We start from the raw sequence: 21,011 nt of genomic DNA on the forward strand, positions 1-21,011 counted from the left end.
CATCCAAGTAATATGGCTATTCGCACTCATCTTACATTTCTGTTGTGTCTAGTTACCTGCTGTTCAACGGCGTGGTCCCAGGATTCCCCATCTGCATCGCCTGCTTACAAGTTAGCATCTAACATCTTGTACCGAAGCGACAACAATTTGACCGACTACATGCGAGCGCAATGTCGACTCGATCTCTATTACCCCACCCAAATCAAGGATTTTGCCACCGTTGTCTGGTTTCATGGAGGCGGTCTAAAAGCTGGAAAACGGGCAATCCCCAAACGTTTGCAGGAACAAGAAATCGCCGTCGTCGCAGTCAGCTATCGTTTACATCCTAAAGTCAAGTCGCCTGCTTATGTCGAGGATGCGGCTGCAGCCGTTGCCTGGACTTTTCAAAACATTGCCAACTTTGGCGGCTCACCTCAACGCATCTTCGTCAGCGGGCACTCAGCCGGTGGATATCTGACCAGTATGATCGGTCTCGACAAGCGTTGGCTGCAAGTCCATCAAATCGACGCAAACCGAATCGCCGGACTCATCCCCTTCAGCGGCCACACCATTACTCATTTCACCGTTCGCAGCGAACGGGGAATCGACGGCAAACAACCTATCATCGATCAGATGGCACCGCTCTATCACGTGCGAGACGATGCGCCACCCCTGCTGTTGATCACCGGCGATCGCGAGTTGGAAATGTTGGGCAGATATGAGGAAAACGCTTATCTTTGGCGCATGATGCAAGTCGTTGGACACCCGGATACAAAGCTGCTCGAACTTGATGGATTCAATCACGGTCAAATGGCGGAACCGGCTCACGCGTTACTACTTCGATTCCTCAAACGCGCCCCCCCCCAACCACAATGAGCCCGCTGGTTCATCTGAGCGGACTGGTGTATCCAAATGACTGGCAATCTCACTAGCACGGTCCTAGAGTGAGTCATCCATCCCCACGCGGCGAGGAAATCAAGCGTGATTGATCGCATCTCCCCAACCGTTCGTCCTGCACAAAAACCGGCTGGCTGGCAAAAATGGCGAGATCTCTTGTTTTTGCATTGGCCCGTGCCAACCGCAGTTCTTCGCCCCCTCGTACCAAAAAGCTTAGAACTGGACCTCCACGAGGGGGTAGCCTACGTTGGTGTGGTTCCTTTCAAGATGGAGGGAGTCCGAACGCGATGGTTACCCTCCCCACTCGCATTCACGTTCCTGGAACTGAACGTTCGCACCTACGTCTATCGCGAAAATCAGCCAGGGGTCTATTTTTTTTCACTCGATGCAGCTTCATCCCTCGCCGTGTGGGCTGCAAGACAGTTCTGGGGTCTGCCCTATTTTCGCGCTAACATGCAATTGAAACCAACAGGAGATTCGTTCCTTTACGAATCAAATCGGTACGGTTCGAACGCACACCATCGAGTAAAATATCGGTTGGGGCCACCCCTGGGCCCCTCAGAACCTGGGACGCTGGAATTCTTCTTTCTCGAACGATATCTCTTGTTTGTCGAACGGCAACGACAGTTGTATCTCGGCCAAGTCCATCACCAACCTTATCCAGCACAAACTGCTGAAGTGCTGGAGCTGGACAGTGGCCTGTTCGAGTCAGTTGGTCTCCCAACTGAATCCAGTCGCCCCCCAATCGCACACTTCGCATCGGGTGTCGACGTGGAAATTTTTGATCTGCGTCGCGTGTGCCCTTCTCCAAAATGATCCGGGAACGCCCGCTCTCGAGAGAAATGTCGTTCACAGTTAGTTGTCGAAACGTCGGCCAGCCGCTGGACAGAACCTGAAAATTCGCATGTCCGAGGTCGGTTTAGCCCTTCGATGGCTCAACTAAGCTGTCAGAACAACGCCACCAAAACACCCAAGACCCCAAGCTTCGCAAACAAACGGGGGGAAGGGCACGAGAGATGCGATTCAAACAATCCTCTTCTTCGATCAATGGTCATCATGTTTTACCGGCAGAACGATGTCGTTTGTTCATCAAGAGGCGCTTGCGTAAACTGATATCCAATCGTCAAAACCAATTTTTTTTCTTCCTTGTAACCGTCGTGCTTGTCTCAACCGCCAGTGCTCACGAACAAGACGTAGCATTTCGTCAGCAACTCGCAACTCAAGGTGTTACTCTTCTGGATCCGGTAAGTCCGACCGACTCAAACCTACACGAGCTCGGCAAGTCGCTGTTCTTCGATCGTGAACTGAGTGGAAATCGAGATACCTCATGTGCATCCTGCCACCATCCATCTCTGGGATCGGGGGACTCACGCCCATTACCTTCCGGCGTAGGCGGTGAGGGACTAGGACCGAATCGCACACGCGATAAAAACCGTCAAGTGGTGCCACGCAACGCGCCCGAACTGTTCCAACGAAGTGATTCGAGGTGGACAAGCATGTTTTGGGACAGTCGAATCTCGAAACTTGACGGACATCTCACATCACCGGCGGGTGCAAACTTACCGGCAGGGATGGACGATATCCTTTCAGTCCAAGCGATGTTCCCTGTAACTTCCCGTGCTGAAATGCGTGGAAAGGCCGGAGACTTGGACGTTCACGGCAACGTCAATGAAGTGGGCCTACTTGCCGACAACGATCTGCCCGGCATTTGGGAAAGCCTGATCAATCGACTTCTAGAGATCCCAGAGTACAAGCAAGCATTTAAGACCGCATTTCCCACAATTCCGACAGACCAACTTGGATTCGAACACGCAGCAATCGCGATTGCGACCTACGAAGAACAGTCATTCACCGCGAACGATACAGCTTGGGACCGATACCTGAGTGGCGAAGATAACGCCATCACCGATTCGGCGAAACGCGGAGCAAGATTCTTTCATGGTGGAAATTGCTCCTCCTGTCATTCAGGAAGTCTGATGACGGATCAGAAGCACCACAACATGGGCGTACCACAACTCGGCCCCGGTAAAGATCCAATCTCGGAGCTTGATCCTGGCCGTTTTCTCGAGACGGGTGAATCAGAAGACACGTTTGCTTTCCGAACCCCACCTCTACGCAACGTCGTACTCACCGGCCCGTGGATGCACAACGGCGGATTCAGTAGCCTGGAAGATGTCATTCGTCAAAAATTTGATCCCGACGAATATCTAGCAAACTACGACACAAGTCAGTTGCCAGAAGGGCTACGCGGCACAGTTCAGCTCGACGATGATGTCATCGCCAGCATCTCCAAGCACTTGTCGCCACTCTTGCCAAGTGATCAGGTCTTGACGGACGATAATCTCCAAGACTTATTGGCATATCTTTTTTCGCTGACGAGTCCATCGATCGATGAACTCGTTCACTCGACTCCCAAATCGGTCCCCAGTGGATTGGAAGTCGACCGAATTGCATCAGGTGACCTGCAAATAACTTACGATCCTAAAGACGGTCAACTCATCCTGCAGGGCCCAGAAGATTTAACAGTCGATGCATTATTTCTCCGTATTAGCGAGAACGAAGAAGGCTTGGTGGCTGGATTCGAGTTCAACCGAGACGGTGCGGAATGGTCCGAGGACCTGGATATCGTCTTGAGCAATAAAACTGACTCGCAGTCTTTCATCGATTATCGAACCGAGCCACTATTCCTGTTGGGTGCTGGAGACAGCCTGGATTCGTTATTACCGGCAGGGCTATCCAAGTCTGCAATCGACCATCATTTCACAGCCGCCTATCGAATCCATGGTCTACCCATACTCTGGCCGGCCGAAGTCACATTGGTACCCGAACCATCCTCAATCACCATGCTCGTCATTGCGTTTGGCATCGTAACCATGCGGCGCCGTGTGGCCCCCTTGAAAACTCGCAAATGAGACGATTGGGTCGAGCACCCTCCCTCATCTCGGTCGAACTCAAGTTGGTGGGGATCAGGCCAAATCTGGCGCGACGTTTCACGCCACGAATGATGGGGCTGCTGAAAAGTGCAGAGGTCAGAGCGGGTGGCCAAAACAGCGATTCAAATGAACCATTTCCCCTGCTGTTTTTACTTGAGAAGTCGGCATCTGCCCAGGCGGAGTCGAAGGCAACACTTGTATTTCCGCCCGCCTGCGCCTTGTTGCCTCCCAGCACACCATCTTCGCGCCTCCTTTGGAGTCGGCTGGTAAAATATTTGGCAACTCTTCGAATCCCCAAAGCGTTCGACGGTTTAGAATGCAACCATGATTCCAACCCGTTCGACAATAGGACAACGAGGGCATGGTGAGCAAACTTAGTTATTTCCAGCCTGCGATCAGGGCAGCCCTTGCAGCAATCGTAGTGATCCAAGCGCCGCAAATCGGTTGGGGGCAAGGTGCTCAAGCGCAAAAGCCACCGCAAATCGCCGACCCGCTCCAATTACTCGACCGTTTTTTTGGCGAAGAAGATGATGCGAATCGCCAAGCCATTGCAAACATCAAGATTTCAAGACAAGAAGAAAATCAAGTGGGCAGAGAGGTGTTGCAAGCCTTCTTAAGACAGATCAAGCAACGGGGCATTTCCATCCGAAATGATGGCCGAGAAGTCGCTTATCTTCAACACCTTGTCAAGCAACTAAAGCCCTTCATGAAGAATTCGCGTCGCTATCGCAAGATAACTATCTACGTGATTGACACGGACGATACCGATGCGAAAAGCTTTCCTGGCGGCTCAATTGCAGTCGGCCGCGGACTCATCGATTTCTGCGAAAGTGAAGCTGCCCTGGTCGGAGTACTCGGACATGAACTCTCTCATATCGACAGAGCCCATCAATTGCAGATGTTAAAACGATGGAAGTTCGCACAACGATCGTTCACTCAACCATCACTGGAACGGATGATGTCTGCCAGCAACATGATGGCGAGATCGTTCATGCGCCCCTTTCGACCCCACGAAGAAAGTGAAGCTGACGCAGATGGTGCGAAATGGGCGTGGCAACTCGGTTACGAACCGATGCAACTCGCGCGACTCTTTCAGCGACTTCAGCAGCGGGATGCGGGCCAAGCGAATTTGAAACCAAGCTTCTTACGCAGCCATCCAATCCACGCTGATCGGTTCCAAGCGATTACCCAACAGGCAAATCAATTAAAAACCCAGACTCCCGAGGCGAAATACTACGTCGGCATCGAAAACTTGCGTGAACGGATACCGCGTACGAAACGTGAATTTGACGAATAGCCCTCCCAGCCGATTGGCCAAGCGTGGAAACGCGAGTAAAACCGACAGCAAAAAACGGATGAGGCTGGCTCACCACCTCGCTACCAGCCAGAGATCGGACGAAATCCCAGCAATAACTCGCGTACAGATTCACCGTTTGTCGATAACGGACGATGGGGTCGTCGCGTCGAAAAACGCAAGGGTTTCCCTGACGCCACCCCCCAACCGGATGCTGACTCGAAAATGAGCCTGGGAAAGGAGAGCAAGCATGTTGTTTTTTGGTTCTGCTAGCGTGGATTCGAGAGCTGTCATTTCCGGCTTGGCGATCATCATCCTCTGCAATACAGTCGGCTTGTCCAACGCTCAATATCGCTATGTCCCAGCGCCCGATTACTATCGCAACGATACGCTCGAAGGAACCGTCGTGGGCGGCGCGTTTGGTGCCATCACGGGGGCGATCATTGGCGGGAAAAAGGATCGAGGTGAAGGTGCGTTGATCGGCGCTGGCGTCGGCGCTCTGACGGGCAATTTAATCGGCCAAAGTAAAGATCGAGCCGACAGCTATCGGGCGATGAGAGATTCCACTGCCGTCGCCAACGCCAACCAACGTGCAAACGCAAGGGCGATCACTAACTTTGATTTGATTCGCCTGACACAGGCTGGATTGAGCGACGAGGTGATCATCAGCGCAATCCAGACGCGCGGTACACGAGTCGACTTAAGCCCCAAGGGGCTGATCGAATTGAAGAAAAACGGAGTAAGCGACCATGTGCTTGTCGCAGCACAAAATCAGTCTCCGGCCGAAAGGATCGTCACTCCCGCCCCCAACACGATCATTGCAGAACCAGTCCCCAGTGCCGTAATTATCACACCGGGGCGTTATCACCGCCACGGATACTATCGGCACGGATATTATCGGCACGGATACTACCACGATGTGCATCGACATCGCCACCACGCGCGAACTCATTTTCACATCGGGTTTTAGCGTCGATAACCGCCGCGTGCACAAGCCTCCACTGTAGAGCTGACACACAATTCAAAAAACGGTCCATTCGACTCCATAGGCTCAATTGCGACAGACAAATGTTGCATCAATCGAGGCTGCCAGAAGCCTCGATTGTCACCAGGAGCGAGCGAGAGGTGATTCGGCCGCTTGCCGAATGAAAATTCGCGTGTTGATCCGCGGCGACCTGCAGTGACCTCGATACTTGCCGCTCATCAACGCCCAACCCAACGCAGTCTTGGAACACGCGGTTGCGATGTAGGTCTCGTCAACAGGTTGGCCGATTTCCGGATCGAAACCAAGCCACCCGCTATCCGGTAAATACAATTCTACCCAGGCCGCCAGGCTTGCTTCCATCTCATCCGCAAAACCGGCTCGATACCCCTGTACCACACGAGCAGGCAAATTCATGGCACGTGTCGTTTCAGCAAATGCGACTGCTCCGTCAATGACACTGCCACCTACTCGATCAATCCATTTTTCGGGAATCACTTGTTGATGAGTATTCTCCTGACTCCAGCAAAAACCGGTTGAAAAACAACTCAACAAATCGCTAATCAGGCCCCCCATGGTTCCGTCGCTTTTGCCTCGAACGTTATCGGCAAGATCTTTGATCACTTCCGACGGATAGACTGGCGACGCATAATGAGCCACGCGCTCTGCCTCGGAATCGCGATATTGAAGTGAAAATGGCACGGCTGTGGGTTGCAGAGACGCCGCTTGATTTTCTCGCCATACTTCGACGCAAGACGTCGAAGTCACCGAAACGACTGAGCTAATCTCAGAAAAGACGATCTTCCAGCACGCATTACCATCCACATCCTGCTGCAGAAACAGCTCGCCGATTTCCGGTTGCAAATGAAGCCTCACTTCATGGATCCGAACGCCCAAACGACTTTGCGGATGTAACCGCAGAATCGACGGTTCACAGAATACGGGACTGTCAAATTTAAGACGATGGTGATGCTTGATGTAAAAAAACACAATTGATCCCGTAGCCAAAAGTAAAAACAGGACGCAATGCGAGCGGCCAAACCTACAACGCGAACCTACCTATCCGTTCTCATAAACACCCCACCGAGCCAGGCTGGCGGAGAACGTTCACAGACCCAACCAAGGCCGAGCAAAAAGTTTTTTCTTGAAAACATCTCTGATTCATTGCCGAACTAAAGAACCTGCTCCAACGAGTGAGGAATTCCGCAGACCGACCGTAGCAAAGACTGTGCCGGATCGAATCATATAAACTGGAACATCGTTTTGCCCCTGCAGATGCAGCAATAAAAAGAGAACTGGAGACCTATGAGCCGCTAACCGACTTGCCAACTTTCCAGCAGTTACTGCTGGCTCATCGAGCAGCCCATTTGGCAGCTGGCCAAGTAACTTGTTGACCCCATAGAATAAACAGCTTCGCTGCTCAAATCGCGACAGACGATGATGGCAAGGTTGAGGCCATCCGTGACGAAATCCAACCTTTCATGAGCGCGAACTGCTACCCAAACTGCCAAGAACTCAAAGTTTGATCCACTGATTCGATCACTCCAGACACAGTCGATCGAGGTGATCGGGTCCCGCAATCTTTGGCGTGTTGATCAACTGTTCTGAAAACTCAACGCGTGGAGCAAACGAGACGTTTTTCGTACCCTTTGACTTGACAAAGCCTTGCGTGGAAAAACGTAAACTTACCATTTCAAGGGACGGGGAGTTTCTGACACACGCCGATCTGGCACAGGAACAGAACCGCAACTGATTGCCGCATCAAACTCAGCTCAATCCAAACAGCTGGGTACAGAATAAGCTATGTTTTGACAGCGGGTGTCTTTCATGAGTGAGGAAACGTTATGGCTTATTGTGCTCGATGTCGTCGCTGGGTAGAGGTCGAGTTTGCTGACTTCTTGCGGCGAACATTTTGGTGCAACCACTGTCAACAGGTTACAAAAGTATCTCTTTGCAAAGTCCCATGCTGGGTACTGGGTGCAATCATTGTGATGGCCATTCGGACGATTTACTACACCTGATCCAGGCCACCGAAGCCGATCAAGAAGCGGCACCCCAATGCTTGTTCAGCGATCCGATTGTTCAGCTAAATTCGTGTAGGTACGACCTTTTGAGAGACTGTAGTAATTCGCGCAGGCTTTTCGGGCCTGGTCGGTAATCCATTTGGAATCTCGACCGTAATCGCCAAACCGATCGGGCCGAAGTGCAGTCAGATCTTGCCCGGGATCACCTTCGATAATCCAGCGACTCAACCAACGCCCCACCGCAGCAGATCCGGCGACTCCCATGGCACCACAGCCGGAGCCCACCCAGATTCCCTTCACACTTAAGACGGGTCCCACGACGTACTGACTGTCGGGAGTACAGGTCACCATACCTTGGCGATATTCCTCGATCACTAGATCGGCCAAGCGTGGAAATAGATCCTCAAGTCGCTGCCGTGCTTCCTCCATTAACTCGAGAGGGGGCTCAATATTTTTCGTGCGGAATCCAGCAGGCTGGGACGAAAGCTGGATCGCGAGAGGATCGGGATCAAAAAAACCGTAGAGGTAGCCGCCCTTTTCCGGCCGCAAGTAACAGCTTCGATCCGGTATTCGCACGACCGGATGTTCCGCGGGCATTTCTGGGTCGACAACCGTTCGCGCTTGCTGAAGCCGAATTGGCTGGATGGGCACCGAAAAGGCGGCAAGTTCCGCCACCGCGCGAGTCCAAGGTCCGGCAGTAATCACTGCAGCAGACGTTTCGATTTCACCTTGATTTGTAAGAACAGCGATTAATTGCTGGTCGCGGATTTCAAATCCTGTGACTTCGGTACCAAGTCGTATCTCGGCACCACAATCTTTTGCGGCAGCCGCAAACGCCTTTGCACATTGGACTGATTCCACATATCCGTCGTTTGGCAGATAAATCGCACCTTCGATTTGAGATTGATCGATCGACGGCGCGATTTGTGAGATCAAACGGTCGGACGCAAGTCGCACATCGATTCCGAGTTTCGCCGCCTGAGGCATTTGTGAAACAAAAGCAGCCAACCGTTGCTGATTCAGCGCTAGATGGAGACTACCGGATCGAAAAAAACCGGGGTCATGCCCCGTCTGCTGCTGAAAGTTCGAAAGCAATTCGAGCGTATAGCCAACTCCCTCAGCCATGAGTCGTGTGCCGCGCAGCTGGCCAACTTGGCCTGCTGCTTGCCGTGTCGTCTCATCGGCCAACTCGTGATTGCGTTCCAGCAACAGCACGGATCCCACCTGTCGCGAGCTTGCCAAATGGTAGGCCGTGCTGAGCCCCCAAATCCCACCTCCAATCACCACGACATTTTTCGTACCCATCCAGGGTCCTCCTCATCTTGCCCAAGGTCGCGGTGCGAAGCGAACAGCGACTTACGGTGTACGGCCTTACAGCGACATGACTCGATGACAGCTCGGTCCCGAGCATTCTACCAGGGCAGCGAAAATGTTTTCACATTGGTCATGAATTTCATGGCTTCGATGACCCCTTCTTTGATGCCCAATCCCGAATCCTTCAGCCCACCGAACGGCGAGCATTCGATGCGGTAGCCGGGCACCTGATTCACGTTCACGGTGCCGGTGCGAATCCCTTTAATGGCCTTGATCGCTTTGCCCATATCCTGCGTGACAACACCGCTTGAAAGCCCAAAGGCGGTCGCATTCGCCAATTCAATCGCATCGTCTAAATTCTTGACCGCCATAATCGGCGCAAGTGGCCCAAAGGACTCCTGCACGACCATGTCAGCATCACGTGGCACGTCGGCAATCACCGTCGGTTGCAATTGAGCGCCCTGGCGCCCACCACCGAGCAGCACTTGAGCTCCGGCTGCAACCGCATCGTCAACCCGTTGTTCGAGCACGATCGCCGCTTGCTCATCAATCACGGTTCCGACTCGCGTCTCACCATCCGCCGGATCACCGCACAGGTATTCTTTTGCTCTCTCGACAAAACGGCCTGTAAACTCTTCCAGGATCGCTTCATCAACAAGTAATCGCTTAACAGCTGTACAACGTTGCCCCGAATTCCGGAAGCAACCTTCGGCGGCCAGAGTCACTGCCAATTCAAGATCCGCATCATCCAGAATCAGCAAGGGTGAATTACCCCCCAATTCCAAACATAATTTTTTGTAACCAGCCGTCGCTGCAATCTGCTTACCAATCGCAGCACTGCCGGTAAAGCTAACGAGTTCAACACGTTCGTCACGAATCATCGGTGTAACAAAATCGTCAATTGGCCCTAACATGACGCTCAGCATCGGCCCTGGCAAACCGGCCTCGTAGAGCAATTCAGCAAACTTCACCGCGGTGAGGGGCGTCTTTTCGGAAGGCTTTAAAATAACGGGAACTCCAGCGGCAATTGCAGGAGCCAGCTTGTGAGCAACTTGATTTAAGGGATGATTAAAGGGAGTGATCGCAGCCATCAATTGCAACGGCTCGCGGGTGGTGAATATTTTACGAGGCTTGCCCTGCGGTGAAACATCACAAGAAAAAACCTGCCCGTCATCTTTCAACGCTTCCATCGCGGCAAACTGTAAGACATCTTGCGCACGCCCCACTTCGTAATGCGTCTCTCGCATACACAAACCCGATTCAAGTCGAATAAGGTCAGCAAATTCACCAGCCCGTTCTTTCAACAGACGTCGGGCCTGATCGAGAATCTCCGATCGCTGGTAACGCGTCAGCTCCGATGAAAAGGAGAGCATCGCACAAATGGCTTCCTCCAAATGCTGCTGAGCAAGCATGGGGATGTCACCCACCAGACTGCCGTCGTAGGGGTTGTGCACCTCAAGCTTTGAATCACTCTGAACGGCTTTGCCTGCCACATACGCGGGAACCGACAAGAAAGAACTGGGGGATCTGACATTGCTCATGCCATGACTCCGTTACACGTAAATTCAAACAGATCAAAATTCCGAGGATCACCGGCAAGTTTCGTCGCGTACTCATCGACAATCGGTTCGGAGATCAAAAACGGCACCATTTCCTCATACCGACCGCCGTGAGATCGCAACCCTCCTTCGAGATGCGACAGATCATGATCGGCCACTGTCCGACCAATAACGACGTCGCGTGCCGACATGACGACAAGGTCGCCGATTCGATCGGCTGGCAACTCGAGTTGTTCCGCCGCCACTTCTCGGCTGTAGACTTCCGTGATTCCCGGTAACGCGAGAATCCAAGCAGCCACTTGATCCGTTTTCACTGCATCCGAAAGGTGCACCGTGACAAATGAACCCAAGGCACCATGATGGACCACATAGGGATCCGTAATTGGACAAATAACTTGCTGCCCAGCACCAAACTGTTTCGTGAGCAAACTCTCGAGGTAGATCACGTTGGGTCGACCGTCGGCGTCATTTTTGGCATTCATCCCATGATCCGCCGTGATCCCGATGACTGCACCGAGTTCCATGAGACGACCAATCTGCTGATCCATCGCTTCGTAAAATGCCAGCGACGGCTCCGACTCCGGTGTAAATTTGTGCTGCATGAAATCGGTCAACGAAAGATAAAGGAAATCAGCCAGCTTGTGCTCGAGCAAAGCGACGCCCGCCTGCAACACATAGACGCTCGCGTCCGCACTGTAAATTTCGGGCTTGGACAGCCCAACGAGCTGCTCTACGTTGTCGATCCCGTGCGTCTCGCCAACCGCTTCATCAGCTCGTTCAGATGAAAAAGCAATCCCTTCAAGACTCGATGACAGGATATCACGTAGCTTTTCTTTTGCAGTCACCACGCCAACCTTACGGCCAACCTTCGCAGCCTCAGCGAAAATGGTTCCACAACGCAAGTAGGATGCGGAATTCATCATCACCTCTTCCCCCGTATCCGGATCCAGGAAAAAATTGCCGCTGATTCCCGTTTTGGATGGAGCAATCCCTGTGGCGATCGCTGCGTTATTGACATTGGTGAAAGAGGGTAGGGCGCCGCGAACAAAGCCTCGATATCCATCTCGGGCAATTCGAGAAACATGGGGCATTCTCCCACGAACCATCGACGCACTCAGATACTCATCAGCACATCCATCAATGCAAATACCGACAACGGGACGCGCAGGAGGTCGATAGGTGCGACCGTTGATGGAGAATTCACGCGTCGAATAGGTCGATTGAGACAACGATGTTGAAGACATGGATCCTACGCAATTTGAAGAGTGGGCGAACAGAAAAAAATCACGTTATGAATATTGATCAAGCCGTCGACAACTCAAAATCACCCGCCAGCGGTGGCGAGCACGCATATCAAATTGCCTGCCGCTTTGTACAATGGGTAAGTTGGCAATATAGTTGATCATTTGCACATCGCAGCTGCAAGCCGTCTGTGAACTGCGATTCCAGATATCCTTCACTCGCACGATTCCAACCGTGGACGACGAACATTACAAAGTGGCTCTGCTTGTGCAAACGGCTAGTGACTGGAGCCGACAAGTCTTGCGTGGTGTTGCCGATTACGTTCACGAGCAAGGCAACTGGGAGTTTTTCATCGAACCTCGTGGTTTTTATGAACAATTACAATTGCCAACGGACTGGCATGGCGACGGAGTCATCTTGCGATTGACCTACGCCGCACTGGCAAAATCCATTCGGCGACGAAAATTGCCAGCAGTCAACGTTTCCTGGCTAGGAAAACATTCTCCGTCTATTCCTAAGGTGATCTCCGACGAAGTGGCCTGTGGAAATCTGGCGGCTGAACATTTCCTGGAACGTGGATTTCGTTGTTTCGGCTATGTGGGCCCTATCCGAGAACTTGGATATGCTGATCAGCTTGGCAAAGTATTTGTGAGTGTGGTCCGTGAGACAGGCTACTCTTGCTCAATAACTAATCCCTTGGCAGCGCGTACAGAAAGCCAACGCCATCGACGGCGAGAGCGATTACTGCGATGGATCAGGTCACTGCAAACCCCGATCGCCGTCTTGGTTTGGAACACTGCGATTGGACGAGAAATCACCGACATCTGCGGCGAAGTAGGCTTAAAAGTGCCCGATGATGTGGCGATCATCTGTGCGGAATATGATCCACTCATCGCCTCCTTAGCCTCCATTCCACTTTCGAATCTCGATCAGGCGCCAACTCGGGTGGGCTATGAGGCAGCCGCCCTGCTGGATCGACTGATGCAGGGCGAATCGGCTCCGAAACAACCTATCTTGATTCCACCGATTGGCGTCGTTCAGCGTCAGTCTTCCGATACAGCGGCGGTTGACGATGCGCTCGTCGCCGAAGCGATGTCCTTCATACGCGACAACTTTCAACAACCCATTCAAGTCGTTGATCTGGAAAAACAATTTGATGTTTCCCGCCGAATGTTAGAACATCGTTTTTCGAAATCATTGGGCTATACACCCGCCGCCGAAATCCGCCGAAATCGATTGGAGTACTGCAAGCGGATGCTGGTGGAGACTGACTGGACAATTGCCGCAATCGCGAGTCAATCAGGCTTCAATCACCCTGAAGTAATGATTCGGGCATTTCAGCGAGAATTAGGGATGTCTCCGAGCCAATATCGTCACTCACGCTAGGGTTCGCTGACTCGCCTTTCGTGCAAACCACCCCCTTCACGTGCATATCATCAATTCCTTTGCGTATTTCCTCATTGCCGAAAGTGTCGTTCTGGTACATGATAGTGACCTGGAGCAGAATACGCGTATCCGGGCCTTCGGAAGCTCGGAGCGTCGAAATATCGAGGCACAGAGATGTGCTTCTCGGTGGCTTAGCGCCTAGCTCATCTCGCCTTAATAAAAGATGTGTAAGCTACCCCCGAGAAGTTTGACTTCACTATATTTCTGTTTGTCGATTGGATGACACTAATGCGTAAGATGGAGATGACCGGTCATCAGCACCTCGATTTTCGACGCTGTCAAAAGCGAGCTTTCACACTCATCGAACTCCTGGTCGTAATCGCGATCATCGGAATCCTGGTCACCTTACTGCTACCGGCGGTAAACGCTGCGCGCGAAGCCGCGCGAAGAACGCAATGCATCAATAATCTGAAGCAAATTGGTCTCGCTTGCCTGACCTACGAGAGCACAAGAAGCACACTGCCTCCAGGAGTGATTCTCGCTGAGGGCAGCATGTGGTCAGGCTACATTTTACCGTTCATGGAAGATGAGAATCTCAAGAACTTGATGACAATCGGGGAGGACGCGGGCGGAAATTTCCAATGGGCCCATCCCGGGCCCTATCGACGTCCCCTGAAGAATAAGACCTATCGCAACATCATTGCGGTGGAAACCGTAATCCCCAGCTACCGCTGTCCATCGGTGCCGATGCCGGAACATCAATATGATATTTCATCGGACAATTGGCATGTGATGGAGCGAGCGCCCGGTTCCTATTTAGGTTGTGCATCGGGAATCGTCGTCGACCAGAACCGACCGCGTGGTATGGAAGAGCTCGACGGTGTAATGTTTGGTCATAATAAAGACAAAAGACTGAAGCCGGTTCGCCTTAAAAAAATCCTCGACGGCCAGTCCAAAACGATCCTCGTCGGCGAAGCTTTTCATGACGCTGAAGCACAGCGAAAAATCGGGCGTACCCGTGAGGCCGCCCGAGGTGACCACAAAGATCATTGGTATATCGGCGGCGATGATCCGGACGTCTACAACGACTCTTCTGAGTGTCTCGGCTCGACAGGAGTCCGTCCAAATCTGCACATCATCAATCGGTGCGGTGACGGCGCCTCGAACGCAGAGTGCCAAGCTCTACAGATCAGTTTTTCAAGTGCACATCGGGGCATCGTCAACGTCGTTCTCTGCGATGGCTCCGTACAACGAGTCGAAGAAGAAATTGATTCCGAGGTCTGGAGCGAGATGGGAACCATTTCCAAGGCAGCCGCCAACCAAACTCGCAAAAAAATCGGCGGTCGCAGAAGAGGCTAACATTCAAAATCCATGCAGAACAAATTGAGACAAACATCCGCCGCGTTCGTGGCTGCTCTTCTGATCGCCACGCTAACAGGCTGCGGTCAAAAAGACGATCCCGTCGGCGCCGATGTTGAACATTTCCTCGCTGCTCAAGAAGCATTGGAACGAGGAGACAAAGACACCGCCATGACAGAGCTAAATGCTTCGATTGAACTACGACCGGATGGCTGGGCCTATTACCATCGAGCCAAGCTCCACGCCGTAGCGGGTCAAGACGAGCTGGCAACTGCCGACTGTAAAGCTGGCATGCAACTGGACCCAGATCATCCGGAGCTCAAATGGCTGTTATCAGAAATCAAGAAAAAGCCCGACCGCAGATTTCAAGGTCGCAATGCGGAAGCTCCGGCTGCGAACAAATAAAAGCGAACGGTCAGCAAAAGCTGACGCTGATGAGACGAAACGTGAAGAAAAGGAGCGGTGAAAAAGCAGGAAGGCCAAGAGAGTGATCAACAAAAGTTGAGCAGCAAGGAGAGAGCCACAGTATTTTCCAGCCAAATAACAGCTGGACTTTGAGACGAGCAACTGGCAGACCGTTTTCAAGAAGGAATGACTTCGATGACTTGCAGATTTCAACAGCACCTATTTCGATTAGCGATCACGTTATCGCTGGGCTGTGCCTTCGTTTCCTCAACGATGGCACAAACAATCCTCTACACCGAGGACTTTGAGTCGATTGACCTGGGGCCGAATGTCGACGAAGGCCTCATTGACGATGATGCACGCGAGGAGGTTTGGTCACAAACGGGTCCCGACGGTTGGGTTGTAGATCGCAGCGGTGTACCAGGCTTCGGCACCGACGCTGACGGTGTGGTTGAATTCGCCGGCTGGACATTCATGGATCCCATCTGGTGGGCAGAGACAGCGGGCGACCAGGAACGCAGCAACTTTGCTCTCGAGGCAGGCTTTGTAACGGCCGTCGCCGACGGTGATGAATGGGACGACGCTTTCCGCGCACCGGGTGAAATGAACACATTTCTCTCAACCCCATCGATTCCCGTAGGCGGCCCCAACGAGGCTTTTGAGTTCCTCACGAGTTGGCGTCCTGACGGGACGCAAACTGCCACCGTCACAGCGTCTTACGATGGCGGCGATCCCGTGGAATTATTGCGTTGGGAATCCGAAGGTGCCAGCGAGTTTTTCCAGGAAGATCTCAATCCTGAACCAATCTCGATCGTCCCGGACGTACCGGCTGGCGCCGAAAACGTCGTCTTTAGCTTCGGTTACACTCGAGCTCAAAACCATTGGTGGTGGGCCGTCGATGACATCTCTTACGGCAATTTTTCCGAAGATTTTGAAGATCTGATTCTCGGTCCCAACATCGAAGAAGGCCGAGCTGTTCCGGCTGAAAACGTCTGGTCGAAAGACGGTCCCGAAGGATGGAACATCGAGGACGAAGTCCCCGGACAAGACGAAGACAATGACTTCAACGGCGTCACGGAATGGATCGGCTGGAGTTTTGCCGACAAAAACTGGTGGATTGGTGCTGCAGGGGATCAACGTCGATCAGAATTCACCAACGCCGAGGGAACCGTTGCAGTGGCCGACCCGGACGAGTGGGACGACGCAGAACATCCCGATTCGGCAACCGAAGGTTGGTACAACACGTTCATGGAAACGGGTGAAATCTCGCTGGAAGGTGTCGAAGCAGGTACCGTTAAACTGAAATTCGATTCTAGCTGGCGTCCCGAATTCGACGACGACTATCAACAAACCGGAAGCCTTTCCGTCAAGTTCGACGACGGCCCCTCGCAGGAACTGTTCCTTTGGGAATCCGATCCCGCAAGCGATGACTTTAAAGATGACAACTCCACCAATGAAACAATCGAAGTCGATATCGACAATCCCGAGGGCGCATCGAAAATGACGCTGACCTTCGGTTTATTCGATGCCGGAAACGATTGGTGGTGGGCCATCGACAACATCGAAGTCAGCGCTGCAGGCGGCGGTGGAATCACCGGCGACTACAACGGCAACGGCCTGCTTGATGCCGGCGACTTAGACCTACAGGCATCCGAAGGTATTGCCAACAACGACCTCAGTTACGATCTCAACAATGACGGTGTAGTCAACACGGCAGATCGTTCGGTCTGGGTCAATGACGTGAAGAACACCTGGATGGGTGACGCTAACCTCAACGGTCAGTTTGACAGCGCTGACTTGGTCACCGTATTCTCAGCAGCAAAATATGAAACTCTCGAAGCGGCAACTTGGAACCAAGGCGATTGGAATGGCGATGGCCAATTCGATTCGGGTGACTTGGTCGAAGCCTTCAGCAATGCAGGCTACAACGCCGGCGAACAGCCTGGCGGTCCAAATCCGGCAACGGCTGCCGTGCCCGAACCCGCATCGATCATGACACTGCTGATCGGTATGCTCGGTATCGGACTGGCGCGTCGCCGTCGGGGAACGTAAGCTGCAGTTCGCTTAGCTCGATCCCATACGAGCCCCAGAAACGTCAACTCAAAAGCCTGGTCGCTTGCACGGCAACCAGGCTTTTCTTTTCGACCCATGCTGTCTGAAAGGCGGCCCCCCCTCACCAGCCAGCGATCACGATCGTTGGTACTCCCCACTCTACCGACGCATCGGCCGTGCTGATCAACTCAGCAACGTCACTCGGGGCGCTCGCCACGCGTGGAGAAGAAGAACAACCGGCAACAGCGTGCAATCTCTCACTTGGTCACCGCTCACTTGGTCACCGCTCACTTAGTCACCGCTCACTTAGTCACAGGGGCCATTGGCGCGTAGAAATGCGGTGGAAAAATAGCTTCGCTCGACCGCTCAGGATTCCGATGATAGAACTGTCGTCCACGGTCCGGAAGTAACGGCATGTTCTCGCCCGAAGACTTGGCCAGCAACTCAAACAACTGCGACTTTAGCTTCGTGGCAAGTTCTTGATGATTTTGATCACGGATCAAATTACGGCGTTCGTCAGGATCATTTTTCAAATCATAAAGTTCATCCGTATCCCAAACGCCATGGTATCGTATGTACTTGTAACGTTGTCCGATCACGGCGTGAACGGTAGGTGTTTGCGGATAATTCCACTCCCAGAAATATTCATAAAGCAGAGCGTCTCGCCAAGGCATTGGTTTTCCTTCCAGCAGCGGATAGAAACTTTTTCCGTCCATCGCATTCGGCGTCACTCGCCCAGCAACCTCAAGCAGTGTAGGTGCGATATCAATATTCGCAACGACTTGCTCAATCACCAATCCTGGCTCGATTAGATCAGGACAATGCACCAGCAACGGCACGCGGATGGAAGATTCGTAGGCAGTACGCTTGTCAATTAAGCCATGCTCGCCGAATGCGAATCCATTGTCCCCCATGTAAATGACGATCGTCGAATCCAATTGCCCCTTGGCCTGAAGATGGTCGAGGATGCGGCCCACGTTGTCATCAACAGCCAACAGTGACTCACAGTAACGCTTGTAATACGCCTCCACATCGAATTCAGGCAGGTTATAGCCGTATTCGGTTCCGTGTCGACTATTACGTTGATTAATCGCCCAACGGGGTTTTCCACGTCGATTCTCAGGAGTATCTGCAAAGGTAACCGGTGGTTTCCATGGTTGATCTTGATAGCGACCACGATGACGATCATGGGGCACAAAATCCGAATGGACCGCCTTGTGCGACACATACAGAAAAAACGGCTGATCGCTATTTCTTTTCTTGAGCCAGTCGAGCGCATAATCGGTTAATTCGTCAGTGATATAACCTTTCTGAGGGACACGTTTTCCATTGACATTAAATCCATCGTACCGAGTCTGCGGGACAACCCGAGTGGTACCATGACCATCCGGCCAGTAGGTCCCTTGCCCCTTGAAAGCCACCCAGTGATCAAATCCAGGACGCGGCGAGTCATCATCTCCCCCCATGTGCCATTTACCAATGAAAGCCGTTTCATACCCAGCTCGTTGAAGGTACTGAGGAAAAAACATATTGTCGGGAGAGACAGGATGATAGTTATCAGTAACTCGATGGTTGTGGGTATATTGGCCCGTCAAAATCGAGGCACGACTAGGTGAGCACAAAGAAGTTGTAACAAAAGCATTCTTCAGGAATGCACCACCGCTCGCCATTCGATCCAAATGCGGAGTTTCCAAGAAGGGATGTCCGATAAAACCCAACGCTTCGCGACGATGATCATCACACAAAATAAAAATAACATTACGTTGAGAATGCTGATGGTCAGTCAACAAATCAAGCGCTGCGTTCTCATCAGCAAAAACATTCACTGCCACTAACAGCAAGATCACCGCCACTCCTGATCGCATCACCTCGGCCTCCAACAAGCGTCCTAAATTGGTTCCAGAAGACTTATCGGAATATATCAGGATGCCTCGAAGGCGTTGTGATCAAATTGGTTGAATTCAGCAAATCAGAAAAATCAATTTCCACGTTCAAGCCGGACGACTCCCGACCGCGAGACACAGGAAGTTGCATTGACAAGTCGTTATCTCACAGCGATTTCCGGCAAACAATCGTCCAATTGATCGGTCATGCTCGTATAAAACGACAACCCTTCCGGACAAAGATTTCCCTCAAAAAATCAGGCTTCCTTGTGAACCGCGATCCGAACGATTCCAATAGACCAGCTCGTTGCGATAATTTCGCTTGAGCCGCCCGGCGACATGACTGACGTAATACAAGGATTGGGTAGCTGGCAGCAAAAGCATGAACACAAAAGACCAATTAGAGGAAATCCGGACAGGCAAACAGGATCTTTCCAGTTACATTCGCATCTGTTGCGACTTGCTCGAAGCGGAAAATCCACACGTCCATGCGATTGTCGAGACAACCTATGACCGCGATCGCATTGAAGCCGATGTAGCTCGTTTAATTGAACGGTTTCCCGACCCAACATCACGCCCCGCACTATTTGGGTTACCAATCGGCGTCAAGGATATAATTCGTGTCGACGGACTCCCAACAAAGTGCGGAAGTCGTTTACCAGACAATCTTTTCAGCGGACCAGAAGCCGATTGTGTGACTCGCATGAAACGTGCCGGCGCTATCGTGATTGCCAAGACAGTCACCACAGAGTTTGCCGCCTTTCAACCTGGGCCAACCTGCAACCCTCATCGATTCACACACACACCGGGAGGGTCTAGCAGTGGATCAGCTGCGGCCGTTTCCAAGGGTTTTTTCCCCTTCGGGTTTGGCACGCAGACAATCGGTTCAATTGCTCGCCCCGCGGCTTTCTGTGGGGTCGTGGGATTCAAGCCGAGCTGGAGTCGAATTGCAACGGGCGGCGTCGTGGAATACTCTCGCACAATGGATCATGTAGGCTGGCTGTGCAACGACACTTCGGCTTTGTCGCAACTGGCTGGTGTCTTGATTGCGAACTGGAATCCGGCCCCACGAATACAGAATCCAAACGACGTCGTGATTGGAATCCCTGAAGGACCTTACCTAGAGCAAGCCTCAAATCCGGAATTGCAAAGGTTTTCCGATCTCGTCGCCCGTCTCCAAGGCCATCATCTAACGATTCGGAGTTGCCCTGCGCTACAAAACATCGAACAAATGCGGCAAGAACATCTCCAATTGGTCAACGGTGAACTAGCCCGCGTGCACCATGACTGGTACGCCCGCTATTCACATGATTACGCAGCAAAAACGGCCGAGTTGATTGAAACAGGTCAACACATTAGCGACAAAGAACTACGCAATCTCATCCGCAATCGCTCCGTGCACCAGCAGCAAGTCGAGCAGACCATGGATCATTATCAGCTCGACTACTGGATTGCTCCGGGTGCCGTCGATCTCGCTCCGGAAGGCCTCGACAGCACGGGGGATCCGATCATGAGCCTTCCTTGGACCCACACCGGCCTTCCCACGGTATCCATCCCCGCTCGATCGACCTTTTCAGATCTTCCGCACGGAATCCAATTGGTTGGACGTTTCGGCAAAGATGAACAGCTCGTAGAGATGGCAAGCGAAATTGCCAAGCGACTGCATCATTCGATTCCCGAGACGACCTGATTTTTTCTGCTT

General features: G+C 52.3%; 15 protein-coding genes. 10 read left to right on the forward strand and 5 right to left on the reverse strand.

Annotated elements, in window-relative coordinates:
• Positions 1-12: 12 nt before the first annotated feature.
• The 5 genes from P8N76_06530 (at position 13) to P8N76_06550 (ending at position 6,073) form a co-directional block, all read left to right on the forward strand.
• Positions 13-855, forward strand: a complete 843-nt coding sequence (locus P8N76_06530; protein MDG2381313.1) for an alpha/beta hydrolase — start codon at positions 13-15, stop codon at positions 853-855.
• 105 nt (positions 856-960) lie between these two features.
• Positions 961-1,692: a DUF2071 domain-containing protein gene (locus P8N76_06535; GenBank protein MDG2381314.1), complete on the forward strand. Its 732-nt coding sequence runs from the start codon at positions 961-963 to the stop codon at positions 1,690-1,692.
• A 284-nt stretch (positions 1,693-1,976) separates the two neighbouring features.
• Entirely contained in the window at positions 1,977-3,788 is a 1,812-nt protein-coding gene (locus tag P8N76_06540; protein ID MDG2381315.1) for a cytochrome c peroxidase, read from the forward strand.
• 382 nt (positions 3,789-4,170) lie between these two features.
• Positions 4,171-5,106 carry a M48 family metallopeptidase gene (locus P8N76_06545; protein MDG2381316.1) on the forward strand — a complete coding sequence of 312 codons (936 nt, stop codon included), beginning with the start codon at positions 4,171-4,173 and terminating at the stop codon, positions 5,104-5,106.
• Positions 5,107-5,353: 247 nt separating this feature from the next.
• Positions 5,354-6,073: a glycine zipper domain-containing protein gene (locus P8N76_06550; GenBank protein ID MDG2381317.1), complete on the forward strand. Its 720-nt coding sequence runs from the start codon at positions 5,354-5,356 to the stop codon at positions 6,071-6,073.
• 135 nt (positions 6,074-6,208) lie between these two features.
• Here the strand turns inward: P8N76_06550 and P8N76_06555 are convergent, their stop codons facing one another.
• The 4 genes from P8N76_06555 to phnA all read right to left on the reverse strand — a co-directional run bounded on the left by P8N76_06555 (position 6,209) and on the right by phnA (position 12,226).
• Entirely contained in the window at positions 6,209-7,075 is an 867-nt protein-coding gene (locus tag P8N76_06555) for a transglutaminase family protein (GenBank protein MDG2381318.1), read from the reverse strand.
• A gap of 1,076 nt (positions 7,076-8,151) precedes the next feature.
• Positions 8,152-9,414: an FAD-dependent oxidoreductase gene (locus tag P8N76_06560; GenBank protein MDG2381319.1), complete on the reverse strand. Its 1,263-nt coding sequence runs from the start codon at positions 9,412-9,414 to the stop codon at positions 8,152-8,154.
• Positions 9,415-9,521: 107 nt separating this feature from the next.
• Positions 9,522-10,964: a phosphonoacetaldehyde dehydrogenase gene (phnY, locus tag P8N76_06565; protein ID MDG2381320.1), complete on the reverse strand. Its 1,443-nt coding sequence runs from the start codon at positions 10,962-10,964 to the stop codon at positions 9,522-9,524.
• A complete protein-coding gene (gene phnA / locus P8N76_06570; protein MDG2381321.1) occupies positions 10,961-12,226 on the reverse strand; it encodes a phosphonoacetate hydrolase in 1,266 nt (421 codons plus the stop codon). Before phnA ends, phnY begins: the two co-directional genes overlap by 4 nt.
• A gap of 232 nt (positions 12,227-12,458) precedes the next feature.
• On the opposite strand from phnA, the gene P8N76_06575 reads away from it, so the two are divergent.
• The 4 genes from P8N76_06575 (at position 12,459) to P8N76_06590 (ending at position 17,426) form a co-directional block, all read left to right on the forward strand.
• Entirely contained in the window at positions 12,459-13,610 is a 1,152-nt protein-coding gene (locus P8N76_06575) for a DNA-binding transcriptional regulator (GenBank protein MDG2381322.1), read from the forward strand.
• A gap of 288 nt (positions 13,611-13,898) precedes the next feature.
• Positions 13,899-14,969 (forward strand): DUF1559 domain-containing protein, encoded by a 1,071-nt coding sequence (locus tag P8N76_06580; protein ID MDG2381323.1) that lies wholly within the window; start codon positions 13,899-13,901, stop codon positions 14,967-14,969.
• Positions 14,970-14,993: 24 nt separating this feature from the next.
• Complete coding sequence (locus P8N76_06585; GenBank protein ID MDG2381324.1) at positions 14,994-15,374, forward strand: hypothetical protein; 381 nt, start codon at positions 14,994-14,996, stop codon at positions 15,372-15,374.
• A 195-nt stretch (positions 15,375-15,569) separates the two neighbouring features.
• A complete protein-coding gene (locus P8N76_06590) occupies positions 15,570-17,426 on the forward strand; it encodes a PEP-CTERM sorting domain-containing protein (protein ID MDG2381325.1) in 1,857 nt (618 codons plus the stop codon).
• Between the two features lie 302 nt (positions 17,427-17,728).
• Here P8N76_06590 and P8N76_06595 read toward each other — a convergent pair whose 3' ends face one another.
• The gene (locus P8N76_06595) at positions 17,729-19,291 is read right to left on the reverse strand and encodes a sulfatase (GenBank protein MDG2381326.1); all 1,563 of its coding nucleotides are present in this window, start codon (positions 19,289-19,291) and stop codon (positions 17,729-17,731) included.
• Between the two features lie 400 nt (positions 19,292-19,691).
• On the opposite strand from P8N76_06595, the gene P8N76_06600 reads away from it, so the two are divergent.
• Complete coding sequence (locus P8N76_06600) at positions 19,692-20,999, forward strand: amidase (protein ID MDG2381327.1); 1,308 nt, start codon at positions 19,692-19,694, stop codon at positions 20,997-20,999.
• The last annotated feature ends 12 nt before the right edge of the window (positions 21,000-21,011 follow it).

It is taken from the genome of Pirellulaceae bacterium (assembly GCA_029243025.1).
Classification (GTDB): domain Bacteria; phylum Planctomycetota; class Planctomycetia; order Pirellulales; family Pirellulaceae.

Coding starts and splice junctions, on each gene's coding strand:
- P8N76_06530 (MDG2381313.1), top strand. CDS start 13: ATGGCTATTCGCACTCATCTTACATTTCTGTTGTGTCTAGTTACCTGC.
- P8N76_06545 (MDG2381316.1), top strand. CDS start 4,171: ATGGTGAGCAAACTTAGTTATTTCCAGCCTGCGATCAGGGCAGCCCTT.
- P8N76_06550 (MDG2381317.1), top strand. CDS start 5,354: ATGTTGTTTTTTGGTTCTGCTAGCGTGGATTCGAGAGCTGTCATTTCC.
- P8N76_06560 (MDG2381319.1), bottom strand. CDS start 9,414: ATGGGTACGAAAAATGTCGTGGTGATTGGAGGTGGGATTTGGGGGCTC.
- phnY (MDG2381320.1), bottom strand. CDS start 10,964: ATGAGCAATGTCAGATCCCCCAGTTCTTTCTTGTCGGTTCCCGCGTAT.
- phnA (MDG2381321.1), bottom strand. CDS start 12,226: ATGTCTTCAACATCGTTGTCTCAATCGACCTATTCGACGCGTGAATTC.
- P8N76_06580 (MDG2381323.1), top strand. CDS start 13,899: ATGCGTAAGATGGAGATGACCGGTCATCAGCACCTCGATTTTCGACGC.
- P8N76_06590 (MDG2381325.1), top strand. CDS start 15,570: ATGACTTGCAGATTTCAACAGCACCTATTTCGATTAGCGATCACGTTA.
- P8N76_06595 (MDG2381326.1), bottom strand. CDS start 19,291: ATGCGATCAGGAGTGGCGGTGATCTTGCTGTTAGTGGCAGTGAATGTT.
- P8N76_06600 (MDG2381327.1), top strand. CDS start 19,692: ATGAACACAAAAGACCAATTAGAGGAAATCCGGACAGGCAAACAGGAT.